This window comes from Ruegeria sp. N11 (assembly GCF_056531525.1).
The window spans coordinates 233,889-248,122 of the sequence record NZ_JBQFLX010000001.1 but is presented as its reverse complement, the minus strand read 5'-3'; the positions used below and the strand labels follow the sequence as shown (position 1 = coordinate 248,122).

Sequence of the window (14,234 nt, the reverse complement as noted above, 5' to 3'; positions counted from 1 at the left end):
GCTTGCTCAACCCCGAGCAATGCGTGAAACTGCATGTCAGGCGCTCAGGCCGGGTTAGGGTTCGGACAGAATACCACGAATGCAATTCCTTCAATTGACAGACACCGGCAGCGCGATACTGGCGCTTGCGATTGTCGCGGGCATGTTCGTCATGTTTCTGCGCGAAATCTATCCGACCGAGGTCGTTGCCATCGGTGGGGTCGCACTGATGCTGGTAACCGGCATTCTGCCCTACCAAAGCGCGCTTGCGGTCTTGTCCAACCCGGCCCCGTGGACCATCGCCGCGATGTTTATCATCATGGGCGCTCTGGTCCGGACAGGGGCGTTGGACGCCTTTACATCGACGGCGCAGAAACAGGCGCAGGTCAATCCACGAATAGCAATTGGCCTGTTGATGGGGTTCGTCATTCTGGCCTCGGCCGTCGTGTCCAACACACCGGTGGTTGTTGTGATGATCCCGGTGTTCGTACAGATCGCACGAACGCTAAACATGCCCGCCTCGAAGTTGCTGATTCCGCTCAGCTATGCTGCCATTCTGGGCGGAACCTTGACGCTGATCGGCACCTCGACCAATCTTTTGGTCGACGGCGTTGCCCGGGCGCAGGGAATGACCCCCTTTACCATCTTCGAAGTGACCCCGTTGGGGATCGCTCTGGTGATTTACGGCATGATCTACCTGCGCTTCATCGCGCCGCGCCTGCTGCCTGCACGCGACAGTATGGCCACGATGCTGAGCGACCGTTCGAAGATGAAGTTCTTCACCGAAGCGGTGGTGCCGCCTGACAGCAACCTGATCGACCGCGAAGTGATGGGCGTGCAACTGTTCAAACGCCCCGGAGTGCGCCTGATCGACGTGATCCGGGGGGACGAGTCGCTGCGGCGAAATCTGAAGGACGTTAACCTGAAAGTCGGGGATCGCGTTGTTCTGCGGACCGAGATGACCGAGTTGCTCAGCCTTCAGCGCAACAAGGAACTCAAGCGGGTCGATCAGGTTTCCGCTGTCGAAACCAAGACGGTCGAGGTTCTGATCACACCGGGCTGCCGCATGGTTGGCCGAACCCTTGGTGCGCTGCGCCTGCGCCGCCGTTATGGCGTTTACGTGCTGGCCGTGCACCGCCGGAACCAGAATATCGGACGTCAGCTGGATGATCTGATCGTGCGCGTGGGCGACACTCTGCTGCTGGAGGGCGCGCCCGCGGACATTCAGAGATTGGCGGCGGATATGGACATGGTCGATGTTTCCCAACCTTCGGCGCGGGCGTTCCGGCGCAGTCACGCACCAATTGCCATCGGCGCTCTGGTGGGCATCGTCGCTCTGGCGGCCCTTGGTGTGGCACCGATATTGCTGTTGTCGATCCTTGCGGTTGCCGTCGTTCTGATCACCCGATGCATCGACGCGGATGAGGCGTTTTCCTTTATCGAAGGCCGGCTGCTGGCCCTGATCTTTTCGATGCTGGCAATCGGAGCGGCCCTGGACAAATCCGGCGCCGTGTCCCTGATTGTCGAGGCGATCGCGCCGGGCCTGAGTGCCCTTCCGCCGTTCCTGATTATCTGGGCAGTCTATCTGCTGACATCCGTTCTGACCGAGCTGGTCTCGAACAATGCGGTGGCAGTTGTGGTGACGCCTATCGCCATTGGACTGGCGCAGGCGGTCGGCATCGATCCGCGCCCGTTGGTGGTGGCGGTCATGGTGGCGGCATCTGCGTCTTTTGCGACCCCGATCGGGTATCAGACCAATATGATGGTCTATGGCCCCGGCGGGTATCGGTTTACCGACTTCCTGAAGGTAGGCGTTCCGCTGAACCTGACAGTTGGTTTGCTGGCTTCGCTTCTGATCCCGCTGATCTGGCCATTGTAGGACCGGCGTGGAACCGCCGAATTTGGCGGGCTGCTCTTGTAAATGCCGATCCGGGCACAATCTTTTCTGCTTAGAGTATCAAAGCAAGGACAGAACAATGCCTTTTCCCAGGATCGGGCAGGCCATCGTCGCCTGCGCAGTATTTTTGACCCTGCTTGGCAGCCAGAGTTCCGCCGGAACTCTGACCGGAACCGCCACATATCGCGAACGGATAGCGGTTCCGCCCGATGCGACCTTCTATGTGCAATTGCAGGATGTTTCGCGTGCGGATGCCCCGGCGCTTACGCTCGCCTCTCAGCGTTTTGCCCTTGATGGTGTACCGGCGACATATGAACTGGCTTACGATGACGCGCTGATCCGTGATGAAATGCGCTATGTCGTCCGGGGATCGATTTTTCTGGGCGACAAGTTGTTGTTCACCACCGATACCGCATATCCAGTGTTGACCGGAGACGCTGGTAACACCGCAGACCTTTTGCTGGTGCAGGCCCGCCCACAGGGCGCGGAAGCTTTGCAAGGGTCGACCTGGGTGGCGATGGGTCTGAACGGTGCGGTGCTGGAAACGGACAAATTCCCCGAAATAACATTTGCTGAAGATGGCAGTTTTTCTGGCAGCGGCGGATGCAATCGCTTTTCCGGTCAGGCAGAGATAGCCGGCACCGATATCGCTTTTCCTGACAACATGGCGGCCACACTGCGGGCTTGCCCACCGCCACAGGATGAGGTCGAGCGGGAGTTCTTCCAGGCACTGCAGGACGTGACCACCTATGCGTTCAAAGGCGACACGCTGAATTTTCTGAACAGTGCCGGCGAACCGGTCGTGCAGCTAAACCGCGCAAAGTAAATCGTCAGGCCACGGCCCGGGACCGTCCTGCGTTGCGGCCTGAGAAAATGCAGCCACCCAGAAACGTGCCTTCCAGCGCATTGTATCCGTGATAGCCGCCGCCGCCAAATCCCGCGACCTCGCCGGCGGCGAAAAGGCCGGGCACGGTCTGCCCGTCTGCGCCGATCATCTGGCTGTCCAGATTGGTTTGCAGACCGCCCAGCGTCTTGCGTGTCAGAACATGCAGTTTGACGGCGATCAGTGGCCCGTTTGAAGGATCAAGGAACTTGTGCGGCTTGGCCGTGCGGATCAGCCGGTCGCCGCGATAGTTGCGCGCCGCCAGGATGGCCATCATCTGTGCATCTTTCGAGAACGGGTTGTCGACCTGCGAATCCCGCGCTTCGATCTGGGCTCGCAAGTGGGCTTCGTCAATCAGGTCATCGCCCAGATGGTTCATGCCCCGCACCAGTTCGGTCAGGGTGTTAGCAACGACGAAATCCTCGCCCTTTTCCTTGAACGCCTCGACCGGCCCGGTGGCTTTTGAGCCGGATAGGACACGTTGACGGATCACCTCTTTCCAACTGCCCAAGGTGAAGTCCGGGTTCTGCTCGGACCCCGACAGGGCGAATTCCTTCTTGATCACTTTCTGTGTCAGGACAAACCAGCTGTATTCGTATCCCGTTTTCAGGATTTCGCGCAGCGTGCCCAGCGTGTCGAAACCCGGCAGGCAGGGCGGTTTCATCCGGTTGCCCTTGGCATCGAACCACATCGAGCTGGGGCCGGGCAGAATGCGGATTCCGTGGGCTGGCCAGATCGGATCCCAGTTCCGCACGCCCTCGGTGTAGTGCCACATCCGGTCGCCGTTGATGACATGCCCGCCTGCCTTTTCGCTGATCGGGATCATCCGGCCATCGACGTGAAAGGGAACGCCCGCAACCATGTCCTGCGGCGGAGCGCCCAGACGCTCGCGCGGCCAGCTTTTGTGCACCATTTCGAAGTTGCCGCCAATGCCGCCGGACGTGACGATGATTGATGGCGCATAGAACTCGAACTCGCCAACCTCGTCGCGGTTGGTCTTACCACCGCGCTGGGCGTCGTCGTCGGCCAGAACTTCGCCCGAAACGCCTTTGGCCGCGCCGTTTTGCATGATGATGTGGCTGACCTGATGGCGGAATTCCAACCGGATCAACCCGGCGCTGACATGTTCATGCACCCGGCGGATGAAGTGTTCCAGCACGCCCGGTCCGGTGCCCCATGTAATGTGAAAGCGCGGGACCGAATTTCCATGTCCATCCGCGAAAGATCCGCCGCGTTCGGCCCAGCCCACCACCGGAAACCAGCGCAGGCCCATCTGATGCAACCACGGGCGCATCTCGCCAGCGGCAAACTCGACATAGGCTTCGGCCCATTTGCGGGGCCAGAGGTCATCGTCGCGGTCGAACTGCGCACTGCCCATCCAATCCCGCAGGGCAAGATCCTGACTGTCGCGGATGCCCATGCGGCGTTGCTCGGGCGTGTCGACCATGAACAATCCGCCAAGGCTCCAGAACGCCTGGCCGCCCAGAAAGTGTTCAGGTTCCTGATCAACGATGATCACTTTCTTGCCGCGGTCGCCAAGTTCCGCCGCCGCTGCCAGACCGGCAAGACCGCCGCCAACGACAATTGCATCTGCAGTATTGTTGGTCATGAAATGTCCTTTCAGCGGTTGCGGAACCAAACGAGAAACGGAAGAGCCACGAAATACATTGTGATGCCATAAACGGCCGAGGGAAGGGCCAGCGGGCTGAACCCGCTTTCTGTTCCAGTGATCAAGGCCGCCAGCGTGATACCCAGTGTCGAGTTCTGAATGCCGGTTTCGATGGAAATCGTCTTGCTTTCATTCCACGACAGATTGGCTGCGCGCGCCAGTCCCAGTCCGATCAGCAGCATCGCCAGGTTCAGTGTGACCAGCCCCGCACCCATGATGCCGAGGTTGTCGATGAACAACTGCCAGTTTCCGGCCAGGGCGGCGATGACGATCAGGATGAATAGGATAGTAGCGGTTTTGGCCAGCGCAGGTTCGACCCGATCGGCAAACCCGGTTGCAAAATGGCGCAGGCCGACACCAATGGCCACGGGCAGCGTGGTGATCAGAAACATGGCGATGGCCAGTCCGCTGATCGACACCTCGGGCGCATCCTCGGCCATGAAATGGCTGATTGACCATGCGGCCAGTACGGGCACGGTCACGATGGACAGCAGGCTGATTACGGCGGTCAGACTGACGGACAGCGCGACATCGCCCCTGGCAAGCCGGGACAGGATGTTGCTGGTCACGCCGCCGGGACAAAAGCTCAGCAACATGAACCCGACTGCGATTGCGGGCGGCAAGGCGAACAGCTTGACGACGGCAAAAGCGGTGACAGGCAGCAAAACAATCTGAGACAAGGCACCGATCGCGATCGGATACCGTCGGCTTAGCACGCGACGGAAATCGGCCGCCTCCAGTCCGATACCAAGAGATAGCATGATGATGGCCAACGAAACGGGCAGGCCGACATTGATGAGCAGATCCAAGAACAACTCCTCCCAAAGCTGTTCGGATCAACCTATGCGAGGGGCGACGGATCAGGCAACCACGTCGTTGGGTCAGCCATAGCGCTGAGCGAACCGCCGCAGGATTTCGCCGGGTTGGGTAACGTCGGCGGCGTGGCACAGATCGATCAGAGTTTGCGCGTCTTCTGGCGGGAAATAACCGTGGTCTTTGTAGATGTTGATGCGCTGTTCAAAGTCCCCTGCATCCGCCTCGGGGTGGAACTGCGTGGCATAAACGTTCTTCCCCCATCGGATCATCTGGAACGGGCAGGGGTCCGAAGCCACCAGATGCACGCAACCATCCGGCAGGTTCTGGACGGCTTCCTTGTGGCCAACAAAGGCTTCGAATTCTGATTGCAGACCCGCGGTCAGCGGGTCGGCCGCGCCGGCCTCGGTCAGGCGGCAGATCGAAGGGCCGACCGGCTCGCCAAAGCGGTTCTTGCTGACGTAGCCCCCCAGATGTGCGGCCAGAATGCCCAACCCGTAACAGCAGCCCATAAAGGGATGATCCAACGCGGTGATCTGCGGCATCAATCCCATGATGGTGTTTTCGATACGAGCATCCAGCGGCGATTTCGAAGCCGGATCGTCACTGACGCAGCCAGGACCTCCCCCCACGATAATGCCCGCGTAGTCCGAAACACTAAGCCCCTCGGGCAAAGTCTCGCAATCCAGCCGGATGCGATGGGTCTGGTCTGCGTGAAGCCCGGTTTTGTCGAGAATCGAGGCGTACTCGGCGTCCGATGCATCAGTTTCAGGGCGCAGTTGCAGGATCAAAAAGCGTTTCATGTGCTGCCCTTACCCGTCAAAGCGGCCAGAACACAAGTATGGCCGGAACCGAAACCGCGATAATCAGGATCTCCAGCGGCAGGCCCATGCGCCAATAGTCGCCGAAACGATATCCGCCCGGCCCAAGAACCAGTGTGTTGTTCTTGTGCCCGATGGGCGTCAGGAACGCAGCCGAGGCGGCAACTGCGACTGTCATCAGGAATGGATCGGGCGACACTTCAAGCGTTCGGGCCATCTGGATGCCGACAGGGGCCGCAACGATGGCAGTTGCCGTGTTGTTCAGAACATCCGAAAGGGTCATCGTGACGATCATCAGCACGGTCAGAATGGCCCAGGCGGGCAGACCGTCCGTCAGTTGTATCAGCGCGTTTGCGATCAATTCGGTGCCGCCTGAAGATTCCAACGCACTGCCCAACGGGATCATGGAACCCAGCAGGACAACGACCGGCCATTCAATATGGTTGTAGATATCGGCAATCGGCATGATCTTGGTCAAAACATAGGCGACGACGACCAGTCCCAGAGCAATCGGCAGGTAGATCAGACCGACGCTGGCAGCCAGTACGGCGGCGGCGAAAAGTCCGATGGCAAGCCACGCTTTGTCGTTTGCCGTGACATTCAGCCCGCGCGTGGCCAGCGGTAGACAGCCGAGCCATTCAGTAACGTCCGCCCCCCGATCCCGAGGGCAAAGCAGCAGCAGGATGTCACCCGCTTCAACCTGGGTCTTCCGGACCTGTTCGGTGATGTTGCGGCCCTGACGCGAAATGCCCATCAGTACGGTGCTCTGCCGCCAGGCAAGGCCCAGCCCTTGCGCCGTGCGGCCCGTGATGCGGGCGCTTTCGGGGGCGACGACTTCGATCACTTCCAACCCGTCGCCTTCGGCGGTCAGCAACTCCTGTCGCCGCGTGTCCGAGAAATCCAGGTTGAGCGCCGTGCGGAACTCATCCAACGCCTCGGGTCGCGCCTCAAGGACCAGCGCGTCGCCCTCGTGCAGCGTGGCATGGGTGGATCGGCCATAACGGCGTTTGCCATCCCGGATCAGCCCGATGATGGCGACGTCCGATTTTTCCGCCACCTCGTAAAGCTCACTGACCCGTTTGCCAATATGAGGGGACTCGGGCGGAACAGTGAGTTCGGCGATGTACTCGGCCAACGCTTCGGAGGTTTCCGTTTGCGGCCCCCGGTCCGGGATCAGCCTCCATCCGATCAGCGCAACAAAGGCCAGCCCGGCAATCGCGGCCAACCCGCCAACGGGGGCGAAATCGAACATGTGGAACGGCTCGCCCAGTGTTTCAGCCCGGATCGATGCAATGATGATGTTGGGCGGGGTGCCGATCAGCGTGGCCATGCCGCCCAGAATGGTTGCAAAACTTAGCGGCATCAGGCTCAGACCGACCGATCGGCCCGCCTTGCGGGCGGTCTGAATGTCCACCGGCATCAGCAGCGCCAGCGCCGCGACGTTGTTCATAAAGGCCGACAGCACGGCCCCGATTCCGCCCATCAGCGCGATATGGGCGCCAAGTCCGCGCGAAGCATCGACCAGGGTGCGGGTGATCAGGAACACCGCGCCAGACCGCACCAAACCGGCAGAGACCACCAGGACCAGCGCAACGATGATCGTGGCCGGATGGCCGAAGCCTGAAAAGGCATTGTCAACGGGCACAACGCCCAGCACAACACCGATCAGAAGCGCCGAGAACGCGACCAGATCGTATCGGAACCTGCCCCACAGAAGCAGTGCAAATACGGTTATGAAAAGTGCGAATAGAATGATCTGGTCAGTCGTCATGGGGCCACCATACCCACGCTGACGGGTTGGACAAGCCGCTCTCTTGATCCCACACCCTGCAACCGTCTATATGAGCGCCGAATACGCAATCACTATCACGAGGACGCAACATGGCAGGCCATTCCAAATGGGCCAACATCCAGCACCGCAAGGGGCGTCAGGACGCCGCGCGGTCCAAACTGTTTTCCAAGCTGTCGAAAGAAATCACCGTTGCCGCCAAGATGGGCGATCCCGACCCCGACAAGAACCCGCGCCTGCGTCTGGCGGTGAAAGAGGCCAAGTCGAACTCGGTTCCCAAGGATGTGATCGACCGCGCCATCAAGAAATCGCAGGCGGGCGAGGGCGACGATTACGAAGAAATCCGGTACGAGGGCTACGGCCCGAATGGCGTGGCCGTCATCGTTGAAACGATGACCGACAACCGCAACCGGACCGCATCGACCGTCCGGTCGACCTTTTCGAAGAACGGTGGAAATCTGGGAGAGACCGGGTCGGTCGGCTTCATGTTCGACCGCAAGGGCGAAGTGGTCTACCCGGCCTCGGCAGGCGACGCGGACACCATCTTTGAAGCGGCCATCGAGGCGGGTGCCGAAGACGTCGAAAGCTCGGACGACGGGCACATCATCTGGTGCGCGGATACCGATCTGAACGACGTGTCCAACGCGCTTGAGGCCGCGCTGGGTGAGACCGAGTCGACCAAGCTGGTCTGGAAGCCCACAACAACGACCGAGTTGGGCCTTGAGGACATGCAAAAGCTGATGAAACTGGTTGATGCGCTGGAAGATGACGATGACGTGCAACGCGTCACCACCAATTTCGAGGCCTCGGACGAGGTTATGGCGCAACTGTAAGGCGTCGTATGACTGATTGAAAAACCCGGCCTGTCAGGCCGGGTTTTTTTGTGCCCTCGGTCTGACGAGTTGTCAGAAGAATGACGAGATGTCTTCCAGCGGTTTCTTTAGTTTTGCAACGGACGGGACAGTCGCGTCTGCAGCGGGATGGCCCACTGCGATGATCATTGTTGGTTTTTCGGAAGCAGGTCGGTTCAGTGCATCATTGAGAAAACGCATGGGGTTAGGGGTGTGTGTTAAAGTGCTGAGCCCGGCGTGGTGTAGCGCCGCCAGCAGAAACCCGGTGGCGATGTTGACGCTTTCTGGGACGTAGTAATTCTTGTACCGTGTACCGTCATCGAACTGCCCCCAACGCTGGGCGAAGACGACAATCAGCCAGGGGGCGACGGTCAGGTGTTCCTTGACATCGTTTGTCCCGATCGGCTCCAGCGCCTTGATCCACTCATCACCAGCACCACCTGCATAAAACCGGCGTTCCTCCTCCTCGGCCTCCTCCCGGATGCGCTGTTTGAGCCCCGGATCAGATACGGCCACGAAATGCCATGGCTGATGGTTGGCGCCGGACGGGGCCGTTCCCGCAGTGCGGATGCAACTTTCAATCACCGCGCGCGGAACCGTTCGGTCGCAATAGTCGCGGACCGTGTGACGCTTGCGCATGACGTCATAAAAGCTTTCGGCTGCCGTTGCCATCTCAGCGTCTGTCATATCGCTGCGGTCCGGCAGCGGTAATGGAGTGTAGTTGAGTTTATCACGTGAAAACATAGTATTCCTCGGGGTATTTAATCTTTGTTCGACGTGGTTATTCCGGGATCAACCACTGGGCGGCGGCTTGTCTGACCGCTTTGGTTAAGGGTTTCAAGGCTGGCGCCAGTACACGGCCCACCTGCCAGCTGAGCGGGATGTCCAAAGGCGTGTCTGGAATGACTTCCTGCAAGCGCCCTGCGGCAATCGCCGGACGGACCAGCGTCTCAGGGTTCATGCCCCAACCCAATCCGGCCAGGGCTGCGTCGACAAACCCGTGCGAGGACGGCAGATAATGCGACGGCGGTGAAATCCGACCGCTGAATTGGTGGGCAATCCACATCTTCTGCAAATTGTCCTTTCTGTTGAACGTCAGACACGTGGCCCGCGCCAGTGACGTCGCGTCGACACCATTCGGAAACCACTTCGCCATGAAAGCGGGACTGGCTGTCGGCAGATAGCGCAGGACGCCTAGCGGTGTGGTATCGCATCCGGTCACGGGCTGTCCGCCCACGGTGATCGCCGCACTGACCTCGCCGCGCCTGAGCCATTCTGCCGAATGGTCCTGATCATCCACGACCAGATCAAACAAAATACCCCGCGTCTGCGCCATCGCATCAATGAACCATGTCGCAAGAGTGTCCGCCGGTATGGCGATGCGTACTCTTGCTGGTTCCGGACCCTGTTGAAGGGTCAGTTCGCGGGACAACTGCGCCTCAAGAAGGCTGATGTCCTCGGCGTGCCGGGCGATGCGAATACCTGCAGGCGTACCCGAGCAGGGCGTGCCGCGGTTGATCAAAGCGGCACCGACGCGGTCTTCCAGCGCTTTGATCCGTTGTGAAATGGCCGAGGGCGTAACGGCCAGCTCGGAAGCAGCCGCTTCGAAACTGCCGTGACGCAGAATTGCCGACAAGGCGGACAGGTGGTTGGGGTCCAGCAGCATTAGCTGCGCTTAATCTGGCTCAACATCTTTAATTTGATAGATCGCCTTGTTGGTTTTAGTCAACGGTCGGAACGCAGGAGGTTTCATGTCCACATCTCTGATCGCCGGTTTTGCCTTGGGCTTTAGCCTGATCCTGGCCATTGGCGCCCAAAACGCCTTTGTCCTGCGGCAGGGTTTGCGTCGCGAACATGTCTTCACCCTTTGTCTGACCTGCGCCGTCTCGGACGCCCTACTGATCGCCGCCGGTGTCGCCGGGTTTGGCTCGCTGGCGCAGGCCGCGCCCTGGTTCGAGCCGGTAATGCGGTATGGTGGAGCCACCTTCCTGACATGGTACGGCCTGCGCAGCCTGCTGTCGGCCTGGCGTGGCGGCGCGGTGATGGAGGTGGGAAATGGACACCGTACCAGCCTGCGGGCGGCTTTGCTGGCCGTTCTGGCCTTCACATGGCTCAACCCGCATGTCTATCTGGATACGGTTGTTCTGATCGGGTCGATATCGGCGCAGTATGACGACCGACTGGGATTTGCGGTCGGAGCCATGCTTTCCAGCTTTGTTTTCTTCTTTTCACTGGGATATGGCGCGCGGATCTTGTCGCCCATTTTCACCCGCCCCCGGGCATGGCAAATTCTTGATGTGGTGATCGGGATCATCATGTTGGCCATTGCGCTGAAACTTGTTGCGATGTGAAGGGTTGTCCCGCCGCCGGTTTCGGTGTTCAACCACTGACATGACAACAGCAGCAGTATCCATCCGCCCGATCGCAGGTATGTTCTGGATGTTCTCCGCCGGGCTGTCCTTTGTCATGATGACGGCCCTGGTGAAGACCCTTGGCTCGTCCATGGATCCAATACAGGCGGCCTTTCTGAGGTATGCGCTTGGTTTGGTGTTTCTGCTGCCTGCCTTGCGAACGATCATGGCAACGCATCTGACCAAAAGAGACCTGACGTTGTTCGGGCTGCGGGGGATTATCCACGCCGTGGCGGTCATGCTGTGGTTTTTTGCCATGACCCAGATCCCCTTGGCCGAAGTGACGGCAATGAACTACATGACACCGATTTACGTCACGCTGGGCGCCGCGCTGTTTCTGGGGGAAAAGCTGGCCTTTCGCAGGATTGCCGCAATTTTGGTTGCCCTGATCGGGGTTCTGATCATTCTGCGCCCCGGGTTTCGAGAGGTTTCGCCAGGCCATGTCGCCATGTTGGGAACGGCGCTGACCCTTGGCGGGTCTTACCTGTTGGCCAAGCTTCTGGTCCGGGATATTCCGCCTTCGGTCGTGGTCGCGCACCTGTCAATCTGGGTTACAATCGCCCTGATCCCGTTTGCCTATGCCGTCTGGACCCCGCCCAGCCTCCACGATTTGGGTGTATTGTTTCTGATCGCCTGTTTTGCGACAGCCGGTCATTACTTCATGACGCTGGCCCTGCAGGCGGCACCTGTTGCGGTAACCCAGCCGGTCACGTTCCTGCAACTGATCTGGGCAACTTTGATGGGCGCACTGGTATTTCATGAACGGGTTGATGTCTGGGTGGTTGCTGGCGGAACGCTGATCCTCGCCGCCGTCAGTTTCATCTCATGGCGCGAAGCGGTCCTGAACCGCAGTGCCGTAACGCCGCCGGGAGTCGGCCCGAAATACTGAAGTGGTCGCTCGGCCTGAACGTTATTGATTGACGAGTCAATAAAACCCCCTTAGCGTTTGGTAAACCCAGCTGCTGAGAGGTAGGCATGCCAAAACTCGGAATGGAACCGATCCGTCGGGATGCAATCGTACGCGCGACGATTGCCGAGCTTGGTCTGAAAAAATCCCTCGACGTGACCGTCAGCCAGATCGCCAAACGGGCGGGCATGTCCAGCGCGTTGGCGCATCACTATTTCGGCGGCAAGGATCAGATCTTTCTGGCTGCCATGCGCCGCATTCTTTCCGATTTTGGTGCCGAAGCCCGCGAGCAACTGAACGGCGCGGAAGCAGGGGGAAGACCGCAGGCCATTATCCGGGCATGCTTTGCACCCTCGTGTTTCACACCTGATGTGATCGCTGCCTGGATGACCTTTTACGTTCTGGCGCAAACCAATGACGATGCGTTGCGTCTTTGGCAAATCTACCAGTCGCGGATCAGATCCAACCTGATCGACAGTTTGCGACCGCTGATGAGTGACCCGGTTGAAGCTGCCGAGAACATGATTGCCCTGATCGATGGGCTGTATATCCGCGCGGCGCTGAGCGCACCGGAAGAGCCGCAACTGGCCGTTAAACACGCAATGCGTGTCCTCAACACTTTGCTCGAGGCTGAAAAATGACAAAGCCGAACATTCTGATCCTGATGGTGGATCAGCTGAACGGAACCCTCTTTCCCGATGGTCCCGCAGACTGGCTGCATGCGCCCAACCTGAAGAAACTGGCCGCGCGTTCTACCCGTTTTGCAAATGCCTATACCGCGTCGCCCCTTTGTGCGCCCGGTCGGGCCAGTTTCATGTCCGGCCAGTTGCCTTCGCGCACCGGTGTTTACGATAACGCGGCCGAGTTCCGTAGCGATATTCCCACCTATGCGCATCACCTTCGACGCGCGGGCTATTACACCTGCCTGTCCGGCAAGATGCACTTCGTTGGTCCCGACCAGATGCATGGGTTCGAGGATCGCCTGACCACTGACATTTACCCGGCCGATTTCGGCTGGACACCGGACTACCGAAAACCCGGCGAGCGAATTGACTGGTGGTATCACAACATGGGTTCGGTGACAGGCGCGGGCGTGGCCGAAATATCGAACCAGATGGAATATGATGATGAGGTTGCCTACAACGCCAAGGCCAAGCTTTACGATCTGGCGCGCGGCAAAGACGACCGCCCCTGGTGCGTGACCGTCAGCTTCACCCACCCGCACGACCCCTATGTTGCCCGGCGCAAGTATTGGGATCTCTACGAGGATTGCGAGCATCTTCTGCCCGAGATCGCCGATATCGGTTACGACAATCAGGATCCGCACGCAAAACGGATCTTCGATGCCAATGACTGGCGCAGTTTCGACATCACCGAAGAAGACATCCGCAAATCCCGGCGCGCCTATTTCGCCAACATCACCTATCTTGACGACAAGATCGGCGAGATCATCGAGGTGCTGGAAACGACGCGGCAGGAGGCGATCATCATGTTCGTCTCAGACCACGGCGACATGCTGGGCGAGCGGGGCCTGTGGTTCAAAATGAACTTCTACGAAGGCTCGGCACGGGTGCCGCTGATGATCTCGGCCTCTGATCTTCCAACAGCGCGTATCGACGCCGCGGTATCGACCATCGACGTGACACCGACGCTGGGCGCTCTGGCTGGCGTCGACATGGACGAGATCGCGCCATGGACCGACGGCGAGAACCTTGTTCCCTTGGCTCAGGGCGGCGAGCGCACCGCGCCCGTGGCCATGGAATACGCGGCCGAAGCGTCTTATGCGCCGCTTGTCTCATTGCGCTACGGCAAGTGGAAATACAACCGCTGCACACTGGACCCGGATCAACTGTTCGACCTTGAGGCCGATCCGCACGAACTGACCAACCTTGCCTTGAACCCCGAACACGCTGGCACACTGCAAACCCTGCGCGCGAAATCCGAGGCGCGCTGGGATCTGGATCGTTTCGACGCAGACGTGCGGGCCAGTCAGGCGCGCCGCTGGGTCGTGTACGAGGCGTTGCGGCAGGGGGGATATTATCCGTGGGATTACCAGCCGCTGCAAAAAGCATCGGAGCGTTACATGCGCAATCACATGGATCTGAATATCGTCGAGGAAAACGCCCGCTTCCCGCGCGGCGAATAACCTCTTCATCTTTTTGAAAATACTCCCGCCGGAGGCAATTAGGTTTTTCAACGAAAGACCTTGGCCCG

The 14,234-nt window shown here is 59.5% G+C and carries 13 protein-coding genes; 7 read left to right on the top strand and 6 right to left on the bottom strand.

Translation table 11 applies throughout. The annotated features are described in order from the left end of the window. Positions 1-79 precede the first annotated feature (79 nt). On the top strand, positions 80-1,858 hold the full coding sequence (locus tag ACR0J8_RS01265; protein WP_170609899.1) for an SLC13 family permease: 1,779 nt from the start codon (positions 80-82) through the stop codon (positions 1,856-1,858). 97 nt (positions 1,859-1,955) lie between these two features. Beyond that, positions 1,956-2,702: a YbaY family lipoprotein gene (locus ACR0J8_RS01260; protein WP_480888745.1), complete on the top strand. Its 747-nt coding sequence runs from the start codon at positions 1,956-1,958 to the stop codon at positions 2,700-2,702. A gap of 4 nt (positions 2,703-2,706) precedes the next feature. Here ACR0J8_RS01260 and ACR0J8_RS01255 read toward each other — a convergent pair whose 3' ends face one another. The 4 genes from ACR0J8_RS01255 to ACR0J8_RS01240 form a co-directional block, all read right to left on the bottom strand. Continuing rightward, positions 2,707-4,368 carry an FAD-binding dehydrogenase gene (locus tag ACR0J8_RS01255; protein WP_480525671.1) on the bottom strand — a complete coding sequence of 554 codons (1,662 nt, stop codon included), beginning with the start codon at positions 4,366-4,368 and terminating at the stop codon, positions 2,707-2,709. 11 nt (positions 4,369-4,379) lie between these two features. Then, positions 4,380-5,237, bottom strand: a complete 858-nt coding sequence (locus ACR0J8_RS01250; protein WP_480888743.1) for a bile acid:sodium symporter family protein — start codon at positions 5,235-5,237, stop codon at positions 4,380-4,382. A 72-nt stretch (positions 5,238-5,309) separates the two neighbouring features. After that, positions 5,310-6,044, bottom strand: coding sequence for a glutamine amidotransferase (locus ACR0J8_RS01245; protein WP_480525675.1), 735 nt, complete (start codon positions 6,042-6,044; stop codon positions 5,310-5,312). 16 nt (positions 6,045-6,060) lie between these two features. After that, positions 6,061-7,833 carry an SLC13 family permease gene (locus ACR0J8_RS01240; protein ID WP_480525677.1) on the bottom strand — a complete coding sequence of 591 codons (1,773 nt, stop codon included), beginning with the start codon at positions 7,831-7,833 and terminating at the stop codon, positions 6,061-6,063. A gap of 110 nt (positions 7,834-7,943) precedes the next feature. On the opposite strand from ACR0J8_RS01240, the gene ACR0J8_RS01235 reads away from it, so the two are divergent. Next, positions 7,944-8,684, top strand: a complete 741-nt coding sequence (locus tag ACR0J8_RS01235) for a YebC/PmpR family DNA-binding transcriptional regulator (RefSeq protein ID WP_170609910.1) — start codon at positions 7,944-7,946, stop codon at positions 8,682-8,684. Positions 8,685-8,756: 72 nt separating this feature from the next. On the opposite strand, the gene ACR0J8_RS01230 is transcribed toward ACR0J8_RS01235, so the two are convergent. Beyond that, positions 8,757-9,446 (bottom strand): nitroreductase family protein, encoded by a 690-nt coding sequence (locus ACR0J8_RS01230; RefSeq protein ID WP_480525679.1) that lies wholly within the window; start codon positions 9,444-9,446, stop codon positions 8,757-8,759. Positions 9,447-9,483: 37 nt separating this feature from the next. Further along, positions 9,484-10,368, bottom strand: coding sequence for a LysR family transcriptional regulator ArgP (locus ACR0J8_RS01225; protein WP_480525681.1), 885 nt, complete (start codon positions 10,366-10,368; stop codon positions 9,484-9,486). A gap of 85 nt (positions 10,369-10,453) precedes the next feature. Here ACR0J8_RS01225 and ACR0J8_RS01220 point away from each other — a divergent pair, with 85 nt between their 5' ends. The 4 genes from ACR0J8_RS01220 (at position 10,454) to betC (ending at position 14,166) form a co-directional block, all read left to right on the top strand. Next, a complete protein-coding gene (locus tag ACR0J8_RS01220; RefSeq protein WP_480525683.1) occupies positions 10,454-11,053 on the top strand; it encodes a LysE/ArgO family amino acid transporter in 600 nt (199 codons plus the stop codon). A gap of 40 nt (positions 11,054-11,093) precedes the next feature. Then, the gene (locus ACR0J8_RS01215) at positions 11,094-12,002 is read left to right on the top strand and encodes a DMT family transporter (protein ID WP_170682002.1); all 909 of its coding nucleotides are present in this window, start codon (positions 11,094-11,096) and stop codon (positions 12,000-12,002) included. Between the two features lie 86 nt (positions 12,003-12,088). Beyond that, positions 12,089-12,661, top strand: a complete 573-nt coding sequence (betI, locus tag ACR0J8_RS01210) for a choline-binding transcriptional repressor BetI (protein ID WP_480888740.1) — start codon at positions 12,089-12,091, stop codon at positions 12,659-12,661. Next, a complete protein-coding gene (gene betC, locus ACR0J8_RS01205; protein ID WP_480525687.1) occupies positions 12,658-14,166 on the top strand; it encodes a choline-sulfatase in 1,509 nt (502 codons plus the stop codon). Before betI ends, betC begins: the two co-directional genes overlap by 4 nt. Positions 14,167-14,234 lie beyond the last annotated feature (68 nt).